The sequence below is a fragment of the Vibrio pelagius genome (genome assembly GCF_024347575.1).
In the GTDB taxonomy this organism is placed as follows: Bacteria; Pseudomonadota; Gammaproteobacteria; order Enterobacterales; family Vibrionaceae; genus Vibrio; species Vibrio pelagius.
The window spans coordinates 1,216,160-1,242,444 of sequence record NZ_AP025504.1 but is presented as its reverse complement, the minus strand read 5'-3'; the positions used below and the strand labels follow the sequence as shown (position 1 = coordinate 1,242,444).

Genomic DNA, 26,285 nt, shown 5'->3' with positions numbered 1-26,285 from the left:
CTATTCTTAGAACAGTAACAGTGAACTGCCGAGTATGTAGCTGATAATGTTGAGCCATAATGGGCTTTATCTGTCATTGAGTGAACTGCCGAGTAGGTAGAGTACATTCACAACATCAGCACTGTTACTTCCCAAACAGCCAGTCGGCTGTTTGTTTTAACCTCCAAAGAGGATTATAATCCTCATAACTACTGTAAAGTAGCTGATAATAAACGAACCACCTTCATTCGAGTTCAAGAGCAAATTACTGCTGAGTAAGTAGCTAACTAAGGAAGAAGGTCTCTAACATCACACCCGAGCACTCTCGCTAACTGATAAGCTTTTTCGAGTGTGATGTTTACTTCTCCACGCTCAATCCTGCCAATATAACTTCGATCTATATCAGCCAACAAAGCTAGTTGGTCTTGAGAAACCTTCTTATCCTTGCGTTTCCCACGTAATTTGGCACCAAAGCGCTTTGCTAAGTCTTTCATTTTTAATTTGTTCTTAAAATGAAAAACTATCGCCTCTTGATGCCTATAGTACCACGGACTATAATCCGCATTTTTAATTACAACAGAATATTATGACCCAAAAAATTCGAGTTAATCGAGAAATCTATGAAATCATTTCATTGCCATCTATGGAGGAATTTCGTGCAACTCAGATCAGAAACTTGATGCCCCAAGCTTCTACACACTTTAGTAATAAAGATACTGCAAGATTGTATGTGTCGCGTCAGCTAGAACGTTTAGAAAAGAAAGGACTGCTTAAAAGCCAAGGTGAACGTCAAAACAGAACATACAAGAAAACGAATATGTTTGCCGAAGCACATTTCATTCTAAAAGATAAACGTGTTATGGCGAACCGAGTTGACGTTACTAAGCCACTTGGGGACTCTACAGACCAACCTAGGTTGATTGATGAGAAAAAAGACATTGAATCAAATCTCACTATCGCCCTAGCTGAAGTTGATGAGTACAAGATACTGATGAATCGCTCAAAAGATCTACACAACCTTTTGCACTCATCCCATACTGAGGCCGTCAAAAAGGCTGCAGCACTGGTGGCGAAACTGAATGTCTGGACAAACGCGATAGAACTATTAAAGCAACAAGAGGTTAAATCGTGTTAAGAAAATGGCAATCCGACTGCATCGCATTAGCCAAATCCAAGTACAATAGTGGCCACGCACACTTTCTTGCTCAGGCTACACCTGGAGCGGGAAAAACCATTATGGCTGCAACGTTAGCGAAACAAATGCTCGATTCTCGGGACATTGACTTCGTACTCTGTTTTTCACCATCAAAGACGGTCGCAGGGGCAATACAGTCGACGTTTTCAAGAGTATTGGATTGCTCATTCAATGGCGCGCTTGGTGAAAAAGGCTGCTCTATGACTTACCAAGCAATACAGTTCGTACCTAAACGCTTTTGGGATACCTTATCAAAATACAAAGTGCTTTGTATATTTGATGAAATCCATCATTGTGGCGGAGATAGTGAGCTCAACAGTAACTCATGGGGTTACCAGTTATTAAGAGACGTGCAACATGCTGCAACTTTCACTCTCGCACTAACTGGCACGCCATGGCGTTCTGATAAAACACCAATTACGTTAGCATCCTACACAGACCCCGAAGGAAAAATCGTTTGTGATTACCAGTATTCGCTAGCTCAAGCAGTTGAAGATCACGTTTGTCGTAAACCCAAAATAGCCCTGATCGATTGTGAAGAAGTAAAGGTAACCAAGAACACAGGTTCACGTTCATATAACACCATAAATGAAGTGTTAAATGAAGGTGATGTAGCATATGGTCTAATACTTAAAGATCAACAAGCACTTCTTTACCTAATCGGCGAAGCGGTGGGTCGACTCAATACTATCCAGTTAGAAAACCTACAGGCCGGTGGACTAGTGGTGGCATCTTCAATCGAAGACGCGAACAAAATAGCGGATATTCTAACTCATAGCTACGAACAATCAGTCGAAGTGGTTAGCTACAAAGATACAAATGCGCACGCAAAGATAGCTGCGTTCAAAGAAGGTCATACCAAGAATTGGATTGTTAGTGTTGGCATGGTCAGCGAGGGAACTGACATTCCAAGGTTACAAGTCTGCTGTTACTTAACAAAAATCAAGACAGAACTCTATTTTCGACAAGTACTCGGGCGTATCCTTCGAGTAACAGACTCGCCTAATCAGGACTCTTGGTTATACACCTTTGCCGAGTCTAACATGATTAGATGTGCAGAAGAGATCGAGACTGACATTCCAGGTACCTGCTTATACCTAAACTACGAATGTCCAGACTCACAACCGTCTCGCGCGGATGAATCAAGCAAAACGAAAGCTTCAGATGCTCAGCTTCTTCCAGAATCGATAGCAGAGATTTCATTTAACTGGAGTGAAAACTGGTCTGCTTCAGAGGCACCTCATGGCAAAAGCACTGACCCATTTGAGTCAAGTATACAACTGGCAAAATTCAATCAAAGAGTCATTGAAGCGTTTCGGGGGGTGTAGCCATACTGGAAGTACACGGCAGTGTTGCTACTAAATTGAGTCTCGTAACCACTTGCTTTTCACTAACGCGGACGATAGCGGTCAGTAAGGAAACAAAGCCTTTCAAAATATTTCTCTAGGGGAGATGTCCTTTTCTTGCTGGTTGAGATAGTTCTCCCACCCGATGTCTTTAGGCGGCTGTTTAATCTTTAGCTCGTTCACGCTTACCCGAAATGGGTTTTGTTTGTCGCATGCAGCCTTACTAACTTTTGGAGCCGCGTTGGCAAAATGCTCGAGTAAAATCTTATTTGAGTTATCTCGTAATGCGAGGCGGCTTGACCTATTAATTAGCTTTCTTATGCGTCGCAAATTGCCTTGAGAGAAGGCGTATATACGTTTCATCATCTCAGGGGATGCAAGAGCTGAAGATTCATGAAACGGAAGTGCTTCATCAAGCATTGTAAGAAAGGTTTTATAAAGAGTGCGATTCTCTTTATTGTTCAATCGAAAAGGCTCTAGTGTATGTTGTAACTCAAAGCGCCCTGCTAATTGGTTATTTGCCTCCAAAATCAACACTGAGTAAGGCATCCCAAACAGCACCACTGGAATCTTCGAACGAACAATTAGCATTTTCAACCAATCAGCAGCGCTATGTAAGATTTGTCTATTTTTCCTGTCAATCATGTGTTGAAATTCATCAATAATGATTAACTCCACTCCACACAATTTCATTAAATCACTCATTTCTTTTGCTATTTTGACCGGATCATTCCCTCTTGAGAAAGCTAGGGGGTCTCCAAGATCAGATAACAATTGTTCAGAAGCTGTTATTGGGGTGGCGTTTGGGGGAAGTGATGTAGACAAAATAGGTATGATAGAGCCGTCGTTTGTCTCCGTTCGAGGGTGTTTGTCTAAGTATTTATCAATTATTGTTGTCTTACCGGCGCCCGTATCCCCTACAACAATCATGCAGTCTGGCTCATGGATACCGTCACTGAACTCTCGACAATCTGAAATATCACCAATGATGTCGGTAATTTGGGGGTTTTGAATAAAGATTTGTTTGACTTTATCAGCAGTTTTTTCAACTTTTTGACATTCCATGTCAATTACCTCGATAACAATTCACTCTATTGACCAACCCTTAGTATTGACTTCAATATCCCAATCGAACTCATCATCAAGTTCCGGCTTAATACTTTTATCTTGCTGTTGTGTTTTCGCTATGGAAGATGCTCTTTTAGTGTGCTCTTTCACGCGCTGCACCCTAGATGTTGTTATGGTACCTAATGAATTTCGCTGCTGTTTTTGACCAGTTTTTTCAATGGCCTCATCGATAATATCGAGGATTTTTCGCCACGCGTTAACTACATCTTTGTGATTGTAGTTTTTCCTAATGTGCCTCCTGGCGTAGTTACAGCAGGTTTTGTGTAACCATTCTGAAACCGAATAGGCATAGTCTGCATCAACGGCTTCAACTGCAAAAAACTCTTCTTGTTTTTCATCCAGTACATACACCCTACCAAGACAGCTAGGATCATACTTAATTCTCACACGTACGCTTTTCATGTCTTTACAAGTTTCTTCTCCAAAATATCTTGCTAGACGAGCACTAGAGTAGCGTACTGTTTTACCAAGCCTTACCCCATTCTTATCGAGAGCTACTTCAAGGTTTTTCCCTAGGTTAAACTTCAACTCCTCTCTGGAACCTTTGAAAGGACGTGGGGGAATGGAAGAATTGACAGCATCAACCCAACTCAGATTCGGGATATTGTTTTCAAGCCCATTTTTCCCATTTTGATATACATCAACTATCCAAATATGAATCATTTCTTGTAGAAGTAAACCGTCGATTACGGCATTTTTAAGCGGGTCGTAGTCTTTCCTTTCGAATATGTTAGTAAAACTCTTTCCAGGTATCCTAGACAGTAGCCGATTATTGATTGTACGGAAATAACGCTCTACCGACCCCTTGAGCCAAGGCTTTTTAGTTGGGTTTTTCTTCACCTTAATTTTCAGCTCTTTGCACGCGATTTTAAAGTCGACACTGTTAAACTCCGCACCATTGTCGACTATTAAATGCTCTGGGAGACCATAACAAGGCCAAACCCCTTCTACCGAGGGATATAATTCTTTAACGTAATCTTTCGGTAAAATAGAGTTTTCAAGGGCTAATGAGACTGAAAGGTAGCTCGGTGGCTCGAATCCTAGGTAGAAGCCTGTTAGGCTCTTTGTATGAGTGTCGTATAAAAGTGTAAGCCAAGGCCGACCTAACGGTATACCATAGCGCTCATCAATAACAAATAGATCAAGTCTGGTATGATCTGCCTCTACTCGTTCCAGAGCTCGTGTTGTTGCGGGTCTTTGCCCCACTTTCCTAAAGGTCGCATCAGCCGCACTTTTTCCCTTCCTAAGCACAATTTTTTCGTACTCAGAGTGCTTTCTCAGCCTGTTCCTAAACGATTGTATTGAAAACAAACTGTGCTGAGTATCATTAGTTTCGTTATACCTAGAAACTTCAGTTTCAAGTGTGAGGTATGCGGAAGCAGCTGTTTGCTCTTCAGCTGAGAAATAATCTTTTATTGCTTCTTGAATTAATGGCTCAAGTTCTTCCGGCACGTTTTTGCTCGTGTTGCCAGCTGTCACTTTAGGTATAAGTGATGACAGCTGGAAATCTGATTTCTTAAAAGTTCTCCAGTATCGGTAAATACTGCTTGCCGAAGGCGTAGTTGAACCGAACTTTTCATTTAAAGATGGGAATGCGTCATCGATTTCTTTTTTAGAGAAATTTTTTCCATACCGCTCAATAAGAAATTCTAGAACGTTGTACCTATGTACGGCTTCATCTCTACGCTCTTCATTTACACCAAAAACATCCTTGAAAACTAGATCTATGTCTTTCCAAAGAGGAAGCGATAACGTTTCCTTCGGCTTAGATGCAATGCCAGAACGAGAACTTGGAAATAGCTCACCAAATCGCTCAGTGTCTTCATCACTCATATCTATGAGCTCCAAATCGGAGTTTGCCAGTCAATCGGCTGATGCATATCGATTTTCAAAAGTTGTCTAGCAATCAGGTCGTAAAGAGCTGGTAATGATCTAGAAGAGTGAACTGAAGAGTATTTAACAATTTGCTCTATTCGTAGCTCTCCATATTTCCTTAATAAGCTAAGTATCTGGTGCTGGAGCGAATTAAGACGGTCATCGCAAGCATAACGGTGAATGATCTTCAAGTTATCGAGCAACGGATAAATTTGAATATCATCCTCAGTCAGAACTTTTAAATCATTGCCCATGCTAAGGGCTTGCTCTCTTTTCACGGAAAAAGTCTCTTTGAATTCTTCGGTTTCTGCAATGCGCTTTGGTTTAATCTCATAAAATGGTTGATATGTGTCATTGTAAGTTACTAAAAAGTCGGGAGTATACTTACGTCGCTTACCATCGAGATGATACTCGAAGCCAATGGGTTGAGCTTCAAAAGTCAAAATTTTTGCTGAAAATTCAAAGTGAAAACAGGTATCAAACTCTAAGTCGGATTCGACTGTATGAATGGAGTCAGTTTTAAGGCTGACAAAGCGTGATATGTTTTTAACTGACGAGTTTCTAAGAATCCGTTTTTTCATAACAAACAACCATACCTGTAGTAAACTTACCTAAGTGTTGTACAATAAATAAGCTATTTCAAGGTATGGTTGTTTCTATTTCAACGTATAGTTTCGTAAATTCAACGTTTAGTTGTTTTTACATTAAAACAATCGTTTTAAACGTTACTCTTTACCGAATACGTTGTTCTCTTGCTCTTGTACACGGATGAAAGTCGTACGCTTAGTTAGCTCTTTAAGCTTTGCTGCGCCTACGTAGGTACACGTTGAACGTACACCGCCAAGGATGTCAGAGATAGTGCCGTGAACAGAGCCACGGAACGGAAGTAAAACAGTTTTACCTTCAGCTGCGCGGTACTTAGCAACACCACCTGAGTGCTTGTCCATAGCCGACTGAGAAGACATTCCGTAGAACTTCATGAACTTTTTACCGTCTTGCTCTACTACTTCACCGCCTGACTCTTCGTGGCCTGCTAGCATACCGCCTAGCATTACGAAGTCTGCGCCGCCGCCGAATGCTTTTGCAACATCACCTGCACATGAACAGCCACCGTCACCGATGATCATACCGCCTAGGCCGTGTGCTGCGTCACCACACTCGATGATTGCAGAAAGTTGAGGGTAACCAACACCGGTTTTAACACGTGTAGTACATACTGAGCCTGGGCCAATACCCACTTTAACGATGTCAGCACCCGCTAGGATTAGCTCTTCACACATGTCACCTGTTACAACGTTACCTGCAGAGATAACTTTGTTCGGGAATTCAGCACGTACCTTTTGCACGTACTCTACTAGGTGCTCTGAGTAGCCGTTTGCGATATCAACACAGATAAAGATCAACTCTTCAGATAGCGCCATGATCTCTTTTGTTTTCTCGAAATCAGCGTCAGAAGTCCCTGTTGATACGAAAACATTGTTTAGCGTCTTCTTGTCTGCTGATTTTACGAAGTCAGCCCACTGCTCTACTGTGTAGTGCTTGTGTACCGCTGTCATTACTTCGTGCTCTGCAAGAGCCGCTGCCATTTCAAAACTTGCAACAGAATCCATATTTGCTGCAATAACAGGAGTACCAGCCCATTGACGACCGCTGTGCTTGAATGTAAACTCGCGGGTTAAATTTACTTGAGAACGACTTTTTAGTGTTGAACGCTTCGGGCGAAACAGTACATCTTTAAAGCCTAACTTAAGTTCTTGTTCGATACGCATGGTGTTTTTCCTTGATTCATAAATGTATGTGTCACTCGCACGGTGCGTTGTAAAGTCGTTGGCAGACGAGTTTACTTTTCTTCGGACACAAAAAAACCGGAGCGTTGGCAGACGCTCCGGTTTTCAGCATTATAGGTCGTGATTTATTTACAGCAAGTCTGATATTTCATTTTTTTTTATGCTATCCTCTCAAAGATTCCATATCCGAAACTCCCTCTCTTTCTCAATATTTCAGTTATTTACTTAGATATTAACCACTTAAGCGCACAACATGACGCAAATTTATGCTTCTTTGCGCAAACGTTTCCTAAGCACCCATTGCAAGATTGTCATCTTATTTACATTTCTGTGAGCTAGACACGTCAACAAGGTCATTTTCCAGCCAGAAAATAGATGTCAAAACGCAGTACTTTTCTTAACTTTCTTGTTTAAATGTCGAAAAAACCATCACTGTACAGTCGTTCTTTTCGCTACACGATCGTTTGTATCAGTCGTTGTTAAATGAAGATGGTGAAATTTCAGTGTATGAATAAGTCCAATGACACGACCGACCTATACATAATAGGTAGTAAATGGTGTTAAATGATAAACGTAGCTAACAACGACAAAGGCACGCATGATCGCGTGCCTTTCTTTACAGGTCTTGTATATGGCTCTTTTAAATTGAAACTAAATGCTCTTTTAAACTGAACAGCCCTATAAACCGAAGGTCGTTACTGACGAGCAACCAAAGCCTCTGCCGTCGCATCTTGAATAGAAAGAAACAGAGACGTGACTTGTCCAGTCGGAGAACGCATCGGGTTCAGTGTCACGTTCTGGTACATGAAATCTGCTTGCTGCGTAACAGGTCGTACGTTGCGACACTTAAATAGATATGGGCGTTGTTGCCATGTAATGAAACTACGACAGCCAAGATCATAAACGGGTTTCGTTTTGAGACGGAACCACTCTTCTGGGATCTCAGGAAATAGCTCAAAGATCGATTTGCCAATCGCATCATGAGATTGTTTACCGCTGTGGTGCGTCATAAAGCCATTCCACACTTGCACGTTGAAGTCTCGGTCGATCACAACAAGCCCCATGTCGACATTTTGAACCATATCAACCATCCAATGGAACTGCTCGAATTCTGCAGGTAACTGAAGCATATTAGAACTCCTCCATTAGGTAAGACAGCTTGTTGTCTAGTAGCGGTAACGATTCATCTACAAACATAAACAGTAGGTCGCAGCGAATTGAGGTGCCTTCAATGTTGTAGCTCACCTCAAAGGTCATGGTCTTTTTGAACGAGCCACTGGTATTGGCAATCACAGAGTCAATAGGAATATGTTGCCCTAGCAGTACTGGAGAGCTCTGGAAGAAGCGAACTTCAGACTGTTCACCTAGGCCATTTAAGAAAGAGCCGACAAGAATGTTGGATACATCCATAAGCAGCTCTAACTCTTCAAGCTCTTCACTGTCCGTTGGCACTTTCATCAGCTTCTTGAGATCATTTACACTCGAATCACTCAAAAGAACCAATGCTTCTCCGGCGATACCCTCACCGCTGAAACCTTGGCAAACACCCGATACCTGATCATTGTCGGCAAGATCACGCAGTGCCATGTGAAGTTCACTCACTTCAAAGATATTTACGTTAGGCAGCGGTAGATGAACAAATACATCGAAGTGACGGGCTAGCGCGTCTGCCGCGCGACCAATCGCAACGTTTGCCACTTCCATGTAGATATCGCGTCTGCGCAGAATAGGAAGCTCTAGCGGAGCTGGTGTCACCAATTGTGGTTGCTTAGTTGGCTCAACCAACTCACGAAGAATGGCTTTTAGCGCTTCTTGGTCGATTGGTTTTTGCAGGAAAGCTTTCGCCCCAAGATCCATAACTTTCTGTTTGGCTTTGGGCTGAATATCACCAGACACAACGACGACAGGTGTCGTATTACCCAAACGCTGCATCTCTTCTAATGTCCCATAACCATCCAACTCAGGCATGGTCAGGTCGAGGAACATTAATTTAAACTCATTACTCGCTAATTCTTCGAGTGCATTTAACCCATGCACTGCGAAGGTTATGTCAGCATTTAAAGATGGCGGTAAAGAGCGAGCCATCTGTTTGCGGGCTAAGGCAGAATCATCACATATAAGAACTGGAAACGACATTAATGTACCACCAATGATTGAAGCGAATAACAGCGAGTGTAACAGATCCTTATAGTATAAGGTACGGGTTGAACCTATTAATATGGTGATTGCAAGTCAGATAACCAGAAGTTTTTGCTATGTTTGTGAGATCAAGATATGCAGTCAGAAACCCTTAATATAAAAGGGTTTCTTATCAAATCGAACGGCGTCAATTAAACAGGAAAGTTAAGCAATAGCATTTGATAAATAGAGTCAAACCGCTATCAAGGTAGATGATAAATCGGTCAACTAAAGTTGATACGTTGGCCATAGAATCAGTAAGGCAAAACGTAAAATGACAGCAAAAACCAGAAGCGCAATACCTAAGCGATACCACTTATATTCCGAGACACTCATAGGAATACGTTTATAGAACATGGTAATCACACCTTTCCAATCAGAACTGCGCTTCCCATATTGCATTACACTCGTCAGTACAAAAAGAGCCCCAAGTACCAACATCCCTTTCTCGGCCCAAAACAACCCTACTTCCATTTGTACAACCTCTTTCCTTAAGTCCTCCACACAGTGTAATCAGCTTATGCGAGGGTTTCTGTACGACGTTGGTCTAAGTTGTACAAACGGGATTAATGCGCCAACTGTGCCGAGCAATCTAAAATGCGCTGCTTTCTGAGTTCAACCACCAGCAGGATAAGTAATAAAATCCCTGTCACGCCAAGGCCGATACCAATACCGCCCCAGATACCCGCAAGCTGATAGTCCGGCATCAGATACCACGCCGCTGGTAGACCAAACACCCAGTAGCCAATCGCTGTCATCACCGTTGGCATAGAGACGATTTTCATACCTCTTAGCAGGTTAATCGCCAGCAACTGCCATGCATCAACAATAAAGCAGAGAGCCACCACCCAAATCACCGAAGTTAGCAGCGTCGACATGGTGTCGGTGCCGTCATCAAGTTGGAATAATGCCGCGATGGTTTCCGGCCACGCGATAAAGGCACCGCACAACACTAAGCTCAATAAAGAAACAAGAATAAAGCTCTGAATCGAGGTTTTCTTTATGCCTTCGATATTGCCTGCACCAAAATCACGACCGACTAATATTGCTGCTGCCTGAGAGAAACCAAAGTTGAAGTTCCAAGTAAAGCTCAGGCACTGAAGTAGAATTTGGTGTAATGCTAATGAGGCGATACTGATGGTCCCTGCCATGAGCGTGCCGCCGTAGATAAGACCATGCTCCAAGATCGCCGCGACCGCGATAGGCAAGCCCATCAATAGCAGCGGAGCCATCAACTTGACCGAGTATTCCTCCAAGTGCAGCCAAGGGGCAAACGGTTTGAATTCGTCACGCTGAAATACCCAAAACGTATAGCCTATCATCACAACCAGTGCTGCAATCGCGGTACCTAAACCGAGCCCCGTCAATCCCATACCCAACTCGAATGTCATAAAGTAGCTCACAGGCACATTAAGAATGACAGTGGCTATCGACATGATCAAAATAGAGCGTACGTTACCAAAGGCGCTGGTTAATCCGCGCAGAACCAGTAATAACAATGATGGCAACATCACCCACTTAAGTGCATGAACGTACTCCATCGCAAGAGTAATCACCTCTGGCGGTTGCTTAGCCATTTCAAGGATTTGAGGCGCAAACCAGAAGCCTGACATCAAAGCAGCACTCATGACAAACGAAAGCATGACTGCGCCTTTTACCGCCAGGCGGATTTGTTGGTTACCAAAGTCTGGACGCGCGACTCTCTGTCCGTAGGCGATAGCAATTAAGTTTGCGACGCAGCCGACTGTGCTGCTGGCAATAAGAAAAATAAAGAAGTAGATCGAGGCGCCCAAACCACCTGCAGCCAGCGCAGATACGCTAATTCGAGACATCATCCATACATCGGTCAAAACCAATGCCATTGATATCAATTGTGAAATGATGAGCGGGAATGCAAGTGCGAGTATTTTTTTCATGAGAGCCTCTTAAGATTTCCACAAACCCTAAGGCTTTTATCACTAGCCTTCAATTGATATATCTGCCACTCTTACATTCCAAAAACTCATGCGAGTATTTTATGACCCCATATCCGAATCTGCCCTATTCTCACAATGGACTACGCGCCTTTGAGTCTGTCGCTAGGCTTATGAGCTTTACGCTGGCTGCAGACGAGCTCAATGTCACCCAGAGTGCAGTAAGCCGACAAGTGAAACAGTTAGAAGACGAGCTAGAAGTATCGCTGGTGCGTCGCAAGCATCGCGCGATTGAGCTGACACCACAAGGCAATGAGCTATACCTTGCGCTACGTGAAGGTTATAGCAATATTGAATCTGTACTTGCCAGTTGGAAAGAGCCTAAGCAGAAACGAATCGTCATCAAAGCGGCGCTCAGCTATGCCACGCGCGTGTTGATCTCTAAAGTTAGACAGCTTAATGAGAGATACCCTGATTACGAGATCGTGATTATTCCTGTTATCGAGGAGGATGAAGCGCTTAATTACACCGATTACGATTTGTTGATTTTCCACACTCAATTGAAGAACCACTACGACAACAAACCCGGCATCCGTGTATTGCGCGAAGAGTTTATGGCACCAGTCTGCTCGCAAAGCTTAGTGACGGATGATCTTGATTTGGACTCAATCCTAACCTTGCCTAGGTTACACCCGACTCTTGATCATACAGACTGGAAAGCATGGTTGTCGGACGTGGCGTATCCACCGACAACGCCTGCCAGAAATACCAGCTTCCTCTCCCTTGATTTGGCATTAAACGCCTGTCTTTCTGGACAAGGTGTTACCGTCACTGACTTGTTGTTGATCATCCCTGAGTTAGAACGTGGTTTCTTATATTGCCCGCCAAACGCGAAAGTTCAGCACAGTGCGTGGACGTATTACCTGCATCAAAATACCAAGAGTGCGGTCATTGATGATCTGATTGAGTGGCTTATTGAAGAGAATGAAAACGAGCTGACCAAGTTAGAAAATCTCGCTCAGAAGAATAATTGGTATGGTGTGATAGAGAGGTAGAGATATAGTGAGGTAGCAACAAAAACACCCACAAGCGGTCATCAATGTTGATGTAACTTGTGGGCGAGAGTTATTTGAATAAATCGCTCAATTTTAGAGTGTTAAGCCACTTTCTTACTCACCTCAAAGCGACCGATGAGTTGCTCCAGACGGCCTAAGGCATTACCCATCAGAGTCACACGACGCGCCAATTGCTGAGTCGAGGTTTGCAGGTCGGAGATTGAACGTTGAGCTTTGTCTGCGGTATGGCCGTTCTGTTGACTGTTTTCGTCGAGTTTTGACATGGTCGCAAACAGCTCAGCAACAGCGACCCGCATCTGCTCACTTCGAGCACTGGAATCGACCATCAAGTTCCCTCGACTGACGTTTTCTACTCCTTGCTCCATAGACGCTACAGCACTGCGTGATTTAGCATGCAGCTCTTTCATCAGATCGCCTATGTGGTTGGCCGCCTGTGAAGTACGATCGGCCAAAGTTCTAACCTCTGATGCCACCACGGAGAAGCCTCGGCCATGCTCACCCGCTCGCGCAGATTCAATCGCCGCATTGAGAGCTAGTAAGTTAGTTTGCGCGGTGATATCAGTAATGATGCTGATAATGTCAGAGACCTTACTCATCTCGTTATTCACTTCGTTAACACTGGTCGCTGAGCTTTCGACAATATGACGCACAGACTCCATTCCTTGCGCCGCCTGCTTGTACTCCTCTTCAGCGCTTTCCACAGCATGTTTCATCACCGTATCCATTTGAGTAGCTGAAACTGTCGCATTGGTGATTTCACTCTGTTGGTGATGGCTCAACTCCAACATATTTTTCAGCGAGTGTGAGGCATCATCACTGGCCTGATTCATCACCACACTGCGCCTAAACATCGATTCTGATACTTGGCGAACCTCACTGCTGGCATGGATCAGCTCGCTGATGATCCCATCAAGATTATCGATAAAACTGTTAGTCCAACGTCCTAAACTGCCTAATTCATCGCTGCTAAAAGTACTTGGATCAAGTCGACGACTGAGATTGCCGTCCCCTTCTGCCAGTGTCTGCATTACCATCGTCATCTTGCTCATTTTATTGACCAGCGGTTTAGCACTAAACGCTCGAAACAGACCAAGGCTCAACAACATACAGACAACCATTAAGCTTGCCTGTATAAAAGGAGATAAATCAAAAAGGTGAGTCAGCAACAGAGGTAGGAAAAGGGTGAAAAGCATACTGCCAATAAAGTGTTTCGATAACGTGTAGCTAAGGCTTCTATCGCGGTACACCTCTTCCAAATCTGACTCACACATCATGCCGAACTTATCTGGTGAGCCATCTAGCTGAAAAGTAACGCCCTTACCGATCACAGGAATGTGTCGGTAATCGGAATAACCGGGGTACTCAACAAAGACATTATTACCTTTCTTAATCGTCTCTCTAACTCCTGGGTGCAACTGCTTGGTCGCAGGGTCGGTAAAACGAATTTCAAACTCGGTATGATGCTGAACTTTCACCACCCCCCAATCGGTATTGATACCCTGCTTGAGGTTTTCACCATGTGAGAAAGTGTTGTCTTCAAATCGAGAACGGGATAGTGCGACACCAGCCTCAATACGTGGATCGTGATTCGATTCCACCATAAAGATATAGTTGTCCCCAGACTCACTATAGATGTGCCCCGCTTCACGCTGGATAATATCGCCAATCACATCGTTTGGTACTCGCCCGCACAAACATAATCGCTTGCCATCTTCACGTGAGAACGGTACATAAAACATCAGTGTTACCTGGTCATGAAACGACGAACTTGAAGCACCAACTGATAACGTTCGTTCATCGACATAGGGACCATGAAGGTAGCGCTGCTTTAAACCTTGGTTAAGCGCTTTGGGGTCGGTGAGCGTGTAACCAACATGATTACTGTAGCTCGATGCTTGGGCAATGCCTCTCTCGTCCACGACCGCAAGTTCTGATATGTCTGGACTACGATTGAGGAGTCGCTGTAAAGTTTCCGCCGTTTGCTGTTCCGTTCTACTGGCTACATACAACGCAGCATCTTCGAGAAAGTCCCATTGGTTCTTTACCCAATTGTTTAGTAACTGTACCCGTGTCTCCGCAATACTTTCGAACGTCTGCTCTAACTCCCTAGTGCGCGTTCGATTTAAAAAACAGGCCTTTCTCATCGCAATCTTACCCGTTGAGCCAAACCATTTAAGCCAATGACGTTCCTGATCCGTAAGGTTCATCTACATTCCTTGTTTTGTTTTACATCTATATGTAACAAAGCAATTTATAGACCATATGCAAAAGATGGCTTTGATTAACTTGTATGATTAATTTACATACAGATCAAGCAATTAAACTCCCTATTTTAGTGCAACGCGATCACCAAACTGGTGCATCGATGGAAAAGTTCGCCCTAAATTTATAGAAAAAAACAACTCAAAATTTGGAACGCTAATTCCATTTTTATGACGAATAAATGATATTTAATCGATAAACTTCACAGCTAGCTTATTTAGATGCTATTCGTATTGATCCATATCAAACCATGTTAAATTTCAATTGGTTAAAAAATGACTACCGTCAATTTATTGATAAGGCATCATTTTGACACTTGTAAGATAATACGCGCCTTATAAAACAATAAATTCTTATAACAAATACTAGGCAGTACGTAATGAACAATCATGATGAAAGAGTTCGCTTTTCAGATACGGATAGTCTTATTTCAACCACCACGCCAGAAAGTAATATTACTTATTGTAATGAAGACTTCTACCACGTTGCGGGCTACAACGAACAAGAATTGTTAGGGCAACCTCACAACCTTATTCGCCACCAAGACATGCCCAAAGCGGCTTTTGCCCAACTGTGGGAGTACATCCAGTCGGGGAACAGTTGGATGGGGTTGGTGAAGAACAAATGCAAAGACAAGGGCCACTATTGGGTCTCTGCGTTTGTTACGCCCATTCGTAACTCAGACGGATCGGTTCACGAATACCAATCAGTCAGAACACAACCCACTGACAGCCAAATTGAGCGAGCCAAAGCGCTTTATGCTCAAATGCACGCTGGAAAAGTTAAAATTCGAAGAGTGCGCTGGCTTCTAAGCTCATATGCTCTTTTGGGACTACAAGCACTACTGGGGGTAGCACTTATTGCTGACGTGCTCCCAACAACGGTGGCTGCTATCGCACTACTAAGCGCAGTCCTGGCTCAAGCAGGTTGCGCAGCGATGTTTAAACAACGTCTATCAACCATCCATAAGCTCGCCAAAGAGCATTACGATAACCCAATCATGGAAAAGCCCTATACCGGTTACTGTGATGATCTCTCTCCTATTGAACTCGCAATGCAGATGAAAAGCGCAGAGCTACGCGCCGTGACATCACGCGCTTCGGAAACCTCTACCGATCTGATTGATTCAGCCAAACAAGAGCTGGCGAACCGCCGGAGTATTGATAATGAGTTGGGTGAACAAGATCTAGCAACGGATGCGATGGCAGTTTCAGCTGAAGAGATGTTAGCATCGATCGATGAAGTTGCTCATCAAGCCAAGCAGAGCGCTGATTTCGCGATCAACGCACAAGATCAAGCGCAACAAGGTGCTTCTACTGTAGAAGAAGCCGCACAAACCGTGCATGAACTTAGCGAGCACTTAACAGGCTCTAAATCCGCACTTGAGCAACTTTACAATGACGTGGATGGCATTGAAGCGATTCTGTCAATGATTCAAGGTATTGCCGAACAGACGAACCTTCTCGCACTCAATGCTGCAATTGAAGCCGCACGCGCGGGTGAACAAGGGCGCGGGTTCGCCGTGGTGGCTGACGAGGTTCGAGCGCTTTCTGGTAAGACAAGTTCTTCCGTTGAAGAGATTCGCTCGCGTATCGAAATTCTGCAAAACACGGTCAATCAAACAGGTCGCTTTATCGAAGAAGGTATCCACTCGTCTGAGGTTTGTGTTGAAAAGTCCCAGCAAAGCAAAACCTCTTTTGAAGCAATTGTGAAAGATCTTATATCGATCAACGAGCAAAGCACTCAAACCTCTCAAGCGATTGAGGAGCAAGTGCAAGTCACTCACGGTATCAATGACCACGTAGTGCGAGTCAAGCAAGCGATCATCGAAACTCGTGAATTATCCTCAACTTCAGTAAGACGCGCAGAATCTCTCGCGACACACCTACAAAGTCTCAAACGCCTAGTGAATCAATTTAATCATTAAGGTTGAATCACATAGATTAAAGGCTGATATTCTAATGAACATCAGCCTTTTTATTGTTAAATAACCAACTTAAGCCGCTTTATCACTCTCGCATACTTATCTAAACCTCAACATTTTATGTATGTGTTGATGAAGCACTATTCGTTCGACACGAGCGCGTTTTATAGTCATGCAACCAGCAACAAAGTAGACCAATACAGAGCCCCCAAAAGGCGCTACCGATTCCCATTAGGTTGATACCAGAGGCAGTAAACAAAAAGGTAAACAGTGCGGGTTCTCGATAGTTTTCATCCGCCATTGATACTGACAAACAATTTAGTAAGGTCGGCATCACGGCCAAGCCAGCTATCGCAATCACTATCGCTGTAGGTACTGCACTGAACAAAGACACCAAGGACATACCTAGGACTGCTGCCAGAAGATAAAACACGCCCATTGAAATGCCTGCCATATAGCGCGTTTTAGGATTGTCATCCGCATTAGGGCCCATACAAATAGCCCCGGTAATTGCCGCTAGATTAAACGCAAATCCCCCCAAAGGCGCGAGTAGAAGGCCGGTCACCCCCGTCGTGGTAATGACCTTTGAGGAATCCACTTGATAGCCATTGGCTTTTAATACCGCGAAGCCTGGCAAATTTTGCGACGCCATAGTGACAATAAACAACGGGATACCAACACTGAGCAACGAAAAGAATTCGAAATCAGGAACAATTACCACAGGGACTGTCAAACCAATGGAAACATCACTCAAATCAAGATTCCCCATCACAACACACATGCCCAAAGCCACGGCAAAAATTGTTGGGATCAGCAAATTTCCTAACCAAGATCTTGCCAAAATAAACATGGTGAGCATCACCAAAACAATCTCAACTTCTTTCATGAGAGAGGTAAACAAGCCCAAACCAAATTGCAGAAGAATACCCGCGAGCATCGCCGAAGCGATCGATGTTGGTATCTGCTTAAGGATCTTCTCGAATAAACCCGCCATTCCCACTAAGGTGATTAACAGTGAGCTAAAAAGAAACACTGCGACGGCTTGATTCATACTCAGCCCTTCAAGGGACGTGATAAGTAACGCGGCACCGGGTGTCGACCAAGCCGTGACGACCGGCTTCTTATAGTAAAATGAGAGTAAAATCGTCGTGGCTCCCATTCCGATCCCTAATGCCCAGAACCATGATGCGACTTGCTCATCCGTTGCGCCTGCGCTCATCGCGGCCTGATAAATGATTGCCGCGGCGCTCGCATAGCCAATGAAAACCGCAATAAAACCGGTCGTGACATGCGAAAGTTTTAGCTTAGTCATGTTATTTATTCCCTACGTGCGTTATAACGTCCATAGGATCAATCTAGCACTTGTGCGCTATAACGCACAACTTATTTATCGAAAAAATTTGTTGAGAAAGTATGCAATCAGAAATAAAGGTGGGTGACAACCTAAGGCGCCTTCGCAAAGAGAAAGGTTGGAGCCTAGATAAAACCGCGCAAGCGACTGGGGTGAGCAAGGCCATGCTCGGACAGATCGAGCGTGGAGAATCGAGCCCAACCGTGGCAAAACTGTGGCAAATCGCGTCGGGTTTCGAAGTTTCATTTTCCAGCTTTATTACCACTAGCTCGAACAATGAACTGACGAGTCTCTTTAGAGATGCCAACGAACTGAGACGTGAAGAGTACAATATCGGCTTTTTCGTCAGTCTATTGTTCCCGTTCGAGCCAGCCTTAGGCTTTGAGGTCTTCGAACTCACTTTGGCACCTGAGTACCAACATAAGTCTGACCCACATAACTTGGGTGTTACCGAACATATTCTATGTATTTCTGGAGAGATGGCTGTCTTTTTTGATGGAGAGTGGCATTCATTGCAAGCGGGTCAAGCCGTTCGCTTCAATGCCAATCAAATACATGGCTATAAAAATACCGGTCAAGACAACGCTGTGTTCCACAACATTATCCATTACCCAGATAGTAAGCAGTAACATCGAATATATTCGTTGAGTAGAGCCACGATTAAACCATTCGTGGCTCTACTTTTTATGCTTCACAAGCAGACTTGGATTGTCGCAATGTCTGGTGTAGCACAACCAGCACAGGTAGCAAGATAAAGCCTGTCGTCACGATCGCAGCTCGTAGCGTGAAATACGTTCCTATCGCACCAACGGCTGGCCCGCCAACCATTTGCCCTAAAGCATTAGTTTGCCCTTGTATCGACAAAACAGTCGCTCTGACGTTAGACTCCGCTTGTTGGTTGATCCAAGTCTGTAGCAACGGGGTAAGAAGCCCATAAACCATGCCTACAATCCAAAATGCAACCAGCCCTGTGGCTAAACTCGTCGTCATCCCGTAAAGGACGATTCCTACAATAAGAATGCCGTAGAGACCCATAAAGGTTTTAACAAGCGATGATTGGCTATCAGTGTTGATATAACGCCGAATGACCTCCGTGACACCTATCGCTAGCAGCATAGAGACAGCACTGATTAAACCAAACCAAACGATAGGATCCAAAGGTCCAATCGGCGGTAGTGTGATATTTTCAAGCAAGTGCGGTGTCCAAAGCCTATCCCAACCTTCACCAGCTAACCCCATAATCAAAGCAATCGCTAAAATCGCAAGTAATGTAGGTTTTCCGCGAACAAGTTTTGCTCCCTCTCTTGTGGTTCGTATTGTCGCTTGCCAGGAGTCGCGTTCTGCTTTTGGCGCAGGACAAAATCCGTTTTCTGGCATAAAGAAACAAAGAAAGACAGCAAGCAGTAGGTACAGAGTCCCACCAAGGATAATCGGCCAAGTAATATTGAAACTCGCTAAAAGTATACTTAGACCAATCCCAACCAATCCCCCTACTTGAGCCATTTGATTTCCACGCAAAAACACGTGGCTTAAACTAGGTCTCTTCCCATCTGGCAGTAGTTTTGTCTCGTCTGCAATCCAAGCTTCCGTCGCTCCGCTGAGGAAAGTCGAACCGATCCCCCAAATCACCTGTGCCAACAATATCATTTCAAATTGAGGAAAAGCCCCTTCAATAATAAATCCGACACCAAGTAATACAGTCCCAATAATGACGGATAAGCGTCGACTATAAACATCTGCAATAACGCCGGTTGGAATTTCAAACAACAACACACTGGCTTCAAGCACTGTACCAACCAAGACCAGTTGTAACGGAGTTAGACCCACCACTGTCGCATGGTAAACCAAGTTCACGGTGACAATGAGTGAGAAGAACAGCCCTGTCGACCCTTTCATAATGAGATAGACAAAATAGGCTTTTAGCGCTTTCATAAGTGCGTCAAACCCGTAGCGATAAACTGGCCGTGATTACTGCTTGAGAGCGCGAGTATCTTTTTCATGAGTCAGATCCTGTGAGATATTTAAGATCACCCCCGCAGTGTGAGGGCGACACGCAATACTAATGAACCAGTACTGACGAATAAACTGCATATCAGTAACTAAATAATTTACTCATGGTAAACAATAGAACTTTAGTCAGGGTTGACGTCTTCTTGTACTCACAAAAACAAAAAGCGAGCACTAGGCTCGCTTTTAAATCTATGATTTTATTGTTTATTACAGCAATTCAACCGACTGCTTAGCAATCACAAATTCTTCGTTGGTTGGGATAACCATCGCTACTGCGTTCAACATCTCTGACTTAGCGATGATACCTGCAGCGCCAAAGCGCGCATCTTCGTTGCCTTTCTCATCTTCAACAAAACCTAGAAGTTTTAGGTTAGCTAGGATTTCGCGACGAATCGGTAGGGAGTTCTCACCAATACCACCTGTGAAGATAACAGCGTCTAAGCTGCTTAGTGGAATCATGTAAGAACCGATGTATTTTGCAACACGGTAAGTAAATACTTCAAATGCTAGCTTCGCACCTTCGTGACCGTTCTCCATCGCCTCTAGGATGCCACGTGCATCAGAAGTTAGGCCAGATACGCCAAGGAAACCAGACTTCTTGTTTAGCGTTTCGAATACTTTTTCAGTCGTCCAACCTTTCTTGATTAGGAACTCGATAACACCTGGGTCTAGGTCACCAGAACGTGTACCCATCATTAGGCCCGCTAGTGGCGTAAAGCCCATAGATGTATCGACTGATTTGCCATTTTCAATTGCACACACTGATGCACCATTACCTAGATGAACAGAGATAAAGCTCGCCTCTTCAACTGGCTTGTTCAGCATTTTTGCTGCTTCACGGCTTACAAAGTAGTGGCTCGTACCGTGGAAACCGTAACGACGGATACCGTACTCTTTGTAAAGCTCACCAGAAATCGCACCTGTAAATGCTTTTTGAGGCATCGTTTGGTGGAACGCTGTGTCAAATACAGCAAATTGAGGAAGATGAGGGAACGCTTGCATAGAAGCTTCAATACCTTTTGCACCTGCTGGGTTGTGCAGAGGTGCTAGGTCAGACAGGCTTTCGATTTCTGCCAATACTTCATCGTTAATACGAACTGTAGAAGTAAATTTCTCACCACCGTGAACGATGCGGTGACCAACAGCAACAAGATCGCTAGAGAAACCAAGTGTTTCCATCAGTGCAACGATACGAGTAATTGCATGTTGATGGTGGTTGTCAGGAGCAGTAATCGCTTCTTCAACTTTCTCACCATTGTGTTTCCAACTAATTACCGCTTCTGGAAGGCCAAAACACTCGCCTAAGCCACTAACAACTGCATCACCTGTTACGGAGTTGATAACAGCGAATTTAAGAGAAGAACTACCTGAGTTAATAACCAGAACAAACGAATTAGACATTGGATATGGATCCTGTTTCAGTACGAGTTTGATGAAGATTTTACTTCAATTTTATTTAAGTCCATTATTCAATAATTTTTGAATTTATCAACTTTTGTTTTGGATATTTAACTAAATTAACACAAATTAGTTGATCCGAGTCATTAACTGTTTTTTTTTAGGCCTAAAAATTAAAATATAGTTGAATACAACCAAGTGTATATATTTATAAATTATACGCCTTGCGCTCAAAAACATTCTGCCTATTATTAATATTCCCAAGCTAAATCGGTCACATACCAACAATAGATTAGACAATGTAGCGTGAGTAAATGGTAGGCTAGATCAACGTAGATCGCCGCTCCATTCGAGATTTTTTCTATATATGTCCGATTGTTTTTCAGTCTTTGAAAGGGATAAAACTCAAACCGACAAAGTAACAGGTACAAAAAAGCCGAGCTAGATGCTCGGCTTCCTCTTATTTATACGGGTTAATCTCTAAGATTAACCTTCGCCACGGTCATTGCGACGACCACGGCCGCCATTGCCGTTACCATGGCCACGTTCGCCACGGTAGTTACCACGGTGATCGCCACCACGGTTACGGTCGAAACGACGCTCGCCATCACGGCCGCCTTCGCGGTTGCCGTCACGGTTACCACGGTAGCCGCCACGTCCGCCTTCGCGGTTACCATCGCGATTGCCACGGTAACCACCGCGACCGCCATCACGACCACCACGGCCGCCGTTACCACGACGTGGCTCACGGAAATCGTTGAAGTCTACAACCACTGCGCCCGCTTCTTTTTGACGGATGCGTAGTTTGTTTAGCTTACCAGCAGTTTCAGAGTTCATCGCTTTTGGAAGCTGAACGTAAGTTGCTGCTTGGTCTAGTTTGATCGCACCGATAGAGCCTTTAGTTAGGCCTAGTTCGTTTGCTAGTGCACCAACGATGTCTTTAACTTGAACGCCTTGCTCGCGACCAACTTGCAGTTGGTATGTATCCCAATCTTGGCTGTTGAAGTCACGGCCACCGTCACGATCACGGTTTTCACGACGCTCTTTACGACGGTTCTTATCGCGCTCGATTGCAGCGATCATTGGGTCTTCGCCAATGTAGAACAGTGGACGCTTACCTTGTTGACGCTTAAGAAGCATTGCAGCAAGAGTCGTTGGGTCGATCTCTAGGTTTTCTTGTAGCTTAGCAACTAGCTCAGCGAAGTTTTCTAGAGACTTATGCTCTTTCTCAGCTTCAAGTTCTGCACCTAGCTTAGCTAGACGAGCTTCAGCGACTTTGTCACGTAGAGGAAGTTGGATTTCTTCCATTGATGACTTAGTTACGCGCTCAATAGTGCGAAGCATACGGATTTGGTTAGTGCGAACTAGAAGGATCGCTTTACCTTTACGTCCAGCACGGCCAGTACGACCAATACGGTGGATGTAAGATTCAACATCGAATGGGATGTCGTAGTTGAATACGTGAGTAATACGTGGAACGTCTAGACCACGTGCAACAACGTCAGTTGCTACTAGGATATCGATAACACCTTCTTTGATGTGATCAACAGTACGCTCACGTAGCGACTGAGGAATGTCACCGTGCAGTGCAGCAGCTTTGAAGCCACGTGCAGATAGCCAATCAGCTAGACGCTCAGTGTCTTGACGAGTACGTACGAACACGATTGACGCGTCGGTCTCTTCAGTTTCAAGAAGACGAGACATCGCTTCGTCTTTCTCTACACCTTTCACAACCCAGAAGTTCTGCGCTACTTTGTCAACTGTGTGGTTAGTACCAGCAACGTCAACTTTCGCTGGGTTACGTAGGTAACGATCAACGATAGTCTTAACCATTGGAGGCATAGTTGCAGAGAATAGTACACGTTGTGCAGATTCTGGAGCTTGCTCAAGGATCCAAGTAACGTCATCTACGAAGCCCATTTTTAGCATTTCATCTGCTTCATCAAGAACAAATGTGTGTGCTTCATCTAGGTGTAGACGGTCACGAGTTAGTAAGTCTTTAACACGACCCGGAGTACCAACAACAATGTGAGCACCGCGGCTTAGAGCACGCATTTGATCAACGATTGAAGCACCACCGTAGATTTCAATAACCTTAAGGCCTTTAATGTCACGACCAAGGTTTTTGATTTCCGCAGCAACTTGAATCGCTAGCTCACGAGTAGGAGCCATGATGATTGCTTGTGGTTTGTGTTGGTTTAGGTTGATTTTGTTCAGTAGAGGCAGAGAGAATGCTGCTGTTTTACCAGTACCTGTCTGTGCTTTACCTAGTGCGTCTTTACCTTCAAGAAGAAGAGGAATTGCTGCCGCTTGGATTGGAGTTGGAGATACGAAACCCATGCTATCAAGAGCTGAAAGGATGTTTTCGTTAAGTGCTAATTCATTAAATTGAATTACAGATTCGGACATTGGGATCCCACTATATTAAGTAAACAAAAGGTCCCGGGAGCTCTACCAATTCCAATACTGATCCTATCAGATACTGATTCCGTTCAGTTGCGAAGCAGTAATAAAACGCATCAAGCCATTAGGGACGTCTAAGGGAGGCGGATTATTCCTTAAATGCATAAAAAAAGCCAGAAAAAATTGAAATACATCACATATTTTTCTGATTTACTGAATTTTTGGCTATCTTGTCATCAAAATTTGACGTTAACCCATTCAAATGTGGGGCTATCGTGCAAAGTCACCCACATTCGTTGTCACCATTTAATTTGCGCTGTCACGTGCTTTAAGTAGTAATCAGGCCTCGCAATGATTATAGTGTGCTCAATTGTTCTCGTAAGATAAAAGTAAGATGTTTCAAGATAACCCTCTACTCGCTCAGCTTAAACAACAAATCCAAGAAACACTTCCTAAAAAGGAAGGCACAATCAAAGCAACAGAAAAAGGCTTTGGTTTTCTAGAAGTAGATAGCAAGACTAGCTACTTTATCCCGCCACCGTATATGAAGAAGTGTGTTCATGGTGACAAAGTGGTCGCGATCATCCGTACAGAGAAAGAACGTGAAGTCGCAGAACCAGAAGAGCTAGTAGAACAAGGTCTTACTCGATTTATCGCCCGCGTTAAGCTTTTCAAAGGCCGTCTAAACGTTGTGCCTGATCACCCTCAGCTTAAAAAGTTGCAACTAAAAGCCAAGGCGAAGAAAGGTCTAAACCCTGAAACGCTAAAAGAAGGCGACTGGGTTGTTGCTCACATCGTTCAGCATCCATTAAAAGGTGATAACGGCTTCCTTGCACAGATCTCTGAAAAGATCACCGATGCCGACGACAAAATCGCACCTTGGTGGGTAACGCTTGCTCAAAACGATCTACCAAACAGCGAACCTGAAGGCATCGATAACTGGCAGATCAATGACGATGCGGATTTAGAGCGTATCGACATGACGCACGTACCTTTCGTGACTATCGATGGTGAAAGCACCAAAGATATGGATGATGCTCTGTACGCGAAGAAAAAAGAGAACGGCGATTTCGAACTAACGATTGCTATTGCTGACCCAACGGCTTACATCTCACCAGATGATGAGATGGATAAGGTGGCACGCGATCGCGGCTTCACGATTTACCTACCGGGACGCAACATCCCGATGTTGCCACGCGATTTAGCAGACAACCTATGTTCACTGATCGAGAACGAAGAGCGTCCTGCACTTTGCTGTACAGTGACTGTCTCTAAAGACGGTGTGATTGGTGACGACATTAAATTCTTCGCTGCCAACATCAAGTCTCATGCTCGCCTAGCTTACGACAACGTGTCCGATTGGCTAGAAACCGGCTCGTCAGAGAAGTGGCAACCAAGCGAAGAGATCGCAACCATTGTTGCTGACTTACATGAGTTTGCTAAAGCTCGCTCAGCATGGCGTGAAGCGAATGCTGTCGTATTCCCAGACCGCCCTGACTACCGCTTTGAACTAAGCGAAGACAATGACGTAGTAGCCATTCACGCAGACATGCGTCGTAGTGCGAACAAGTTGGTTGAAGAAGCAATGATCAGCGCGAATATCTGTGCTGGCCGAGTGCTAAAAGAGAGCTTCAATCAAGGTGTGTTTAACTGCCACGCAGGATTTAAAACAGACAAACTGGCAGACGTGCTTGAGCTAGTAAACCCACAAGCGGAAACACCGTACACAGAAGAACAAATCGCTTCTCTGGAAGGTTTTGCAGCTCTGCGCCGCTGGTTAGGTTCACTTGAGAGTAACTACTACGACAACCGTATTCGTAAATTCCAAGCGTACAGTGAAATCAGCAATGAGCCAGCGCCACACTATGCGATGGGCCTAGATATTTACGCAACCTGGACTTCTCCAATCCGTAAGTACGGCGACATGATTAACCACCGTATGCTGAAAGCACACATTCTAGGTAAAGCGCCTATTCAAACACCTGATGAAACGGTCGGTGAGGAACTAGCACTGCATCGCCGTCATCACGGTATGGCAGAACGTAACGTTGGCGATTGGCTATATGCGCGCACACTTGCTAATGCCCCAGCAGAAGAGACCCGTTTCCAAGCGGAGATCTTCGATATCAACCGTGCCGGTATGCGTGTACGTCTGCTTGAGAATGGCGCTGCTGCGTTTATCCCTGGCTCGCTCATTCTCGATAACAAAGAAAGAATTGAGTGCAACGGTGATATGGGCACTGTATCTATCGATAAAGAAATGGTATACAGACTGGGAGACGTATTAGAAGTCGTTCTCTCTGAGGTTAACCAAGAAAACCGCAGCTTAGTCGCTAAACCAACTCAAATCTTCGCAGATCTACCAAATAAAGAAGAATTGAGCGAACAAGAAAGCTAATCCTCATTGAACAACTCTTCTAAAGGCGCTAATGATTAGCGCCTTTTTTATCGCCGTTTCTC

At 44.2% G+C, this 26,285-nt stretch carries 20 protein-coding genes; 6 read left to right on the top strand and 14 right to left on the bottom strand.

What is annotated here, in order from left to right; genetic code table 11:
- Positions 1-266: 266 nt before the first annotated feature.
- Positions 267-473, bottom strand: a complete 207-nt coding sequence (locus vsple_RS19640) for a helix-turn-helix domain-containing protein (protein ID WP_261883516.1) — start codon at positions 471-473, stop codon at positions 267-269.
- Positions 474-565: 92 nt separating this feature from the next.
- On the opposite strand from vsple_RS19640, the gene vsple_RS19635 reads away from it, so the two are divergent.
- Positions 566-1,114: a hypothetical protein gene (locus tag vsple_RS19635; protein WP_261883515.1), complete on the top strand. Its 549-nt coding sequence runs from the start codon at positions 566-568 to the stop codon at positions 1,112-1,114.
- A complete protein-coding gene (locus vsple_RS19630) occupies positions 1,108-2,502 on the top strand; it encodes a DEAD/DEAH box helicase (protein ID WP_261883514.1) in 1,395 nt (464 codons plus the stop codon). Before vsple_RS19635 ends, vsple_RS19630 begins: the two co-directional genes overlap by 7 nt.
- Positions 2,503-2,604: 102 nt before the next feature.
- Here vsple_RS19630 and vsple_RS19625 read toward each other — a convergent pair whose 3' ends face one another.
- From vsple_RS19625 to vsple_RS19590, 8 genes are all read right to left on the bottom strand, one after another.
- A complete protein-coding gene (locus vsple_RS19625; protein ID WP_261883513.1) occupies positions 2,605-3,585 on the bottom strand; it encodes a TniB family NTP-binding protein in 981 nt (326 codons plus the stop codon).
- Between the two features lie 21 nt (positions 3,586-3,606).
- Positions 3,607-5,481, bottom strand: a complete 1,875-nt coding sequence (locus vsple_RS19620; protein WP_261883512.1) for a Mu transposase C-terminal domain-containing protein — start codon at positions 5,479-5,481, stop codon at positions 3,607-3,609.
- 2 nt (positions 5,482-5,483) lie between these two features.
- Positions 5,484-6,104 carry a TnsA endonuclease N-terminal domain-containing protein gene (locus vsple_RS19615; protein ID WP_261883511.1) on the bottom strand — a complete coding sequence of 207 codons (621 nt, stop codon included), beginning with the start codon at positions 6,102-6,104 and terminating at the stop codon, positions 5,484-5,486.
- A gap of 144 nt (positions 6,105-6,248) precedes the next feature.
- Positions 6,249-7,292, bottom strand: coding sequence for a GMP reductase (locus tag vsple_RS19610; protein WP_255232035.1), 1,044 nt, complete (start codon positions 7,290-7,292; stop codon positions 6,249-6,251).
- A gap of 713 nt (positions 7,293-8,005) precedes the next feature.
- Positions 8,006-8,440 carry a PAS domain-containing protein gene (locus tag vsple_RS19605; RefSeq protein ID WP_032552840.1) on the bottom strand — a complete coding sequence of 145 codons (435 nt, stop codon included), beginning with the start codon at positions 8,438-8,440 and terminating at the stop codon, positions 8,006-8,008.
- Between the two features lies 1 nt (position 8,441).
- Positions 8,442-9,446 carry a response regulator gene (locus tag vsple_RS19600; protein ID WP_261883510.1) on the bottom strand — a complete coding sequence of 335 codons (1,005 nt, stop codon included), beginning with the start codon at positions 9,444-9,446 and terminating at the stop codon, positions 8,442-8,444.
- 270 nt (positions 9,447-9,716) lie between these two features.
- The gene (locus vsple_RS19595) at positions 9,717-9,962 is read right to left on the bottom strand and encodes a hypothetical protein (RefSeq protein ID WP_032552842.1); all 246 of its coding nucleotides are present in this window, start codon (positions 9,960-9,962) and stop codon (positions 9,717-9,719) included.
- A 92-nt stretch (positions 9,963-10,054) separates the two neighbouring features.
- Positions 10,055-11,404 carry an MATE family efflux transporter gene (locus vsple_RS19590; RefSeq protein ID WP_261883509.1) on the bottom strand — a complete coding sequence of 450 codons (1,350 nt, stop codon included), beginning with the start codon at positions 11,402-11,404 and terminating at the stop codon, positions 10,055-10,057.
- A 101-nt stretch (positions 11,405-11,505) separates the two neighbouring features.
- Between vsple_RS19590 and vsple_RS19585 the strand changes: the two genes are divergently transcribed.
- A complete protein-coding gene (locus vsple_RS19585) occupies positions 11,506-12,456 on the top strand; it encodes a LysR family transcriptional regulator (RefSeq protein ID WP_261883508.1) in 951 nt (316 codons plus the stop codon).
- 101 nt (positions 12,457-12,557) lie between these two features.
- On the opposite strand, the gene vsple_RS19580 is transcribed toward vsple_RS19585, so the two are convergent.
- Positions 12,558-14,684 carry a methyl-accepting chemotaxis protein gene (locus vsple_RS19580; RefSeq protein ID WP_261883507.1) on the bottom strand — a complete coding sequence of 709 codons (2,127 nt, stop codon included), beginning with the start codon at positions 14,682-14,684 and terminating at the stop codon, positions 12,558-12,560.
- Between the two features lie 434 nt (positions 14,685-15,118).
- Between vsple_RS19580 and vsple_RS19575 the strand changes: the two genes are divergently transcribed.
- On the top strand, positions 15,119-16,666 hold the full coding sequence (locus vsple_RS19575; RefSeq protein ID WP_261883506.1) for a methyl-accepting chemotaxis protein: 1,548 nt from the start codon (positions 15,119-15,121) through the stop codon (positions 16,664-16,666).
- 115 nt (positions 16,667-16,781) lie between these two features.
- Here the strand turns inward: vsple_RS19575 and vsple_RS19570 are convergent, their stop codons facing one another.
- Positions 16,782-17,975, bottom strand: coding sequence for a benzoate/H(+) symporter BenE family transporter (locus vsple_RS19570; protein WP_261883505.1), 1,194 nt, complete (start codon positions 17,973-17,975; stop codon positions 16,782-16,784).
- A 101-nt stretch (positions 17,976-18,076) separates the two neighbouring features.
- Here vsple_RS19570 and vsple_RS19565 point away from each other — a divergent pair, with 101 nt between their 5' ends.
- On the top strand, positions 18,077-18,643 hold the full coding sequence (locus vsple_RS19565; RefSeq protein WP_261883504.1) for a helix-turn-helix domain-containing protein: 567 nt from the start codon (positions 18,077-18,079) through the stop codon (positions 18,641-18,643).
- A gap of 55 nt (positions 18,644-18,698) precedes the next feature.
- On the opposite strand, the gene vsple_RS19560 is transcribed toward vsple_RS19565, so the two are convergent.
- The 3 genes from vsple_RS19560 to vsple_RS19550 all read right to left on the bottom strand — a co-directional run bounded on the left by vsple_RS19560 (position 18,699) and on the right by vsple_RS19550 (position 23,831).
- Positions 18,699-19,946 carry an MFS transporter gene (locus tag vsple_RS19560; RefSeq protein ID WP_261883503.1) on the bottom strand — a complete coding sequence of 416 codons (1,248 nt, stop codon included), beginning with the start codon at positions 19,944-19,946 and terminating at the stop codon, positions 18,699-18,701.
- 285 nt (positions 19,947-20,231) lie between these two features.
- Positions 20,232-21,425: an acetate/propionate family kinase gene (locus vsple_RS19555; RefSeq protein WP_255232045.1), complete on the bottom strand. Its 1,194-nt coding sequence runs from the start codon at positions 21,423-21,425 to the stop codon at positions 20,232-20,234.
- A gap of 483 nt (positions 21,426-21,908) precedes the next feature.
- On the bottom strand, positions 21,909-23,831 hold the full coding sequence (locus vsple_RS19550) for a DEAD/DEAH box helicase (RefSeq protein ID WP_261883502.1): 1,923 nt from the start codon (positions 23,829-23,831) through the stop codon (positions 21,909-21,911).
- A 388-nt stretch (positions 23,832-24,219) separates the two neighbouring features.
- Here vsple_RS19550 and rnb point away from each other — a divergent pair, with 388 nt between their 5' ends.
- The gene (gene rnb, locus vsple_RS19545; RefSeq protein WP_261883501.1) at positions 24,220-26,223 is read left to right on the top strand and encodes an exoribonuclease II; all 2,004 of its coding nucleotides are present in this window, start codon (positions 24,220-24,222) and stop codon (positions 26,221-26,223) included.
- Positions 26,224-26,285: the final 62 nt, after the last annotated feature.

Coding starts and splice junctions, on each gene's coding strand:
- vsple_RS19640 (WP_261883516.1), bottom strand. CDS start 473: ATGAAAGACTTAGCAAAGCGCTTTGGTGCCAAATTACGTGGGAAACGC.
- vsple_RS19635 (WP_261883515.1), top strand. CDS start 566: ATGACCCAAAAAATTCGAGTTAATCGAGAAATCTATGAAATCATTTCA.
- vsple_RS19625 (WP_261883513.1), bottom strand. CDS start 3,585: ATGGAATGTCAAAAAGTTGAAAAAACTGCTGATAAAGTCAAACAAATC.
- vsple_RS19620 (WP_261883512.1), bottom strand. CDS start 5,481: ATGAGTGATGAAGACACTGAGCGATTTGGTGAGCTATTTCCAAGTTCT.
- vsple_RS19615 (WP_261883511.1), bottom strand. CDS start 6,104: ATGAAAAAACGGATTCTTAGAAACTCGTCAGTTAAAAACATATCACGC.
- vsple_RS19610 (WP_255232035.1), bottom strand. CDS start 7,292: ATGCGTATCGAACAAGAACTTAAGTTAGGCTTTAAAGATGTACTGTTT.
- vsple_RS19605 (WP_032552840.1), bottom strand. CDS start 8,440: ATGCTTCAGTTACCTGCAGAATTCGAGCAGTTCCATTGGATGGTTGAT.
- vsple_RS19600 (WP_261883510.1), bottom strand. CDS start 9,446: ATGTCGTTTCCAGTTCTTATATGTGATGATTCTGCCTTAGCCCGCAAA.
- vsple_RS19595 (WP_032552842.1), bottom strand. CDS start 9,962: ATGGAAGTAGGGTTGTTTTGGGCCGAGAAAGGGATGTTGGTACTTGGG.
- vsple_RS19590 (WP_261883509.1), bottom strand. CDS start 11,404: ATGAAAAAAATACTCGCACTTGCATTCCCGCTCATCATTTCACAATTG.
- vsple_RS19585 (WP_261883508.1), top strand. CDS start 11,506: ATGACCCCATATCCGAATCTGCCCTATTCTCACAATGGACTACGCGCC.
- vsple_RS19580 (WP_261883507.1), bottom strand. CDS start 14,684: ATGAACCTTACGGATCAGGAACGTCATTGGCTTAAATGGTTTGGCTCA.
- vsple_RS19575 (WP_261883506.1), top strand. CDS start 15,119: ATGAACAATCATGATGAAAGAGTTCGCTTTTCAGATACGGATAGTCTT.
- vsple_RS19570 (WP_261883505.1), bottom strand. CDS start 17,975: ATGACTAAGCTAAAACTTTCGCATGTCACGACCGGTTTTATTGCGGTT.
- vsple_RS19565 (WP_261883504.1), top strand. CDS start 18,077: ATGCAATCAGAAATAAAGGTGGGTGACAACCTAAGGCGCCTTCGCAAA.
- vsple_RS19560 (WP_261883503.1), bottom strand. CDS start 19,946: ATGAAAGCGCTAAAAGCCTATTTTGTCTATCTCATTATGAAAGGGTCG.
- vsple_RS19555 (WP_255232045.1), bottom strand. CDS start 21,425: ATGTCTAATTCGTTTGTTCTGGTTATTAACTCAGGTAGTTCTTCTCTT.
- vsple_RS19550 (WP_261883502.1), bottom strand. CDS start 23,831: ATGTCCGAATCTGTAATTCAATTTAATGAATTAGCACTTAACGAAAAC.
- rnb (WP_261883501.1), top strand. CDS start 24,220: ATGTTTCAAGATAACCCTCTACTCGCTCAGCTTAAACAACAAATCCAA.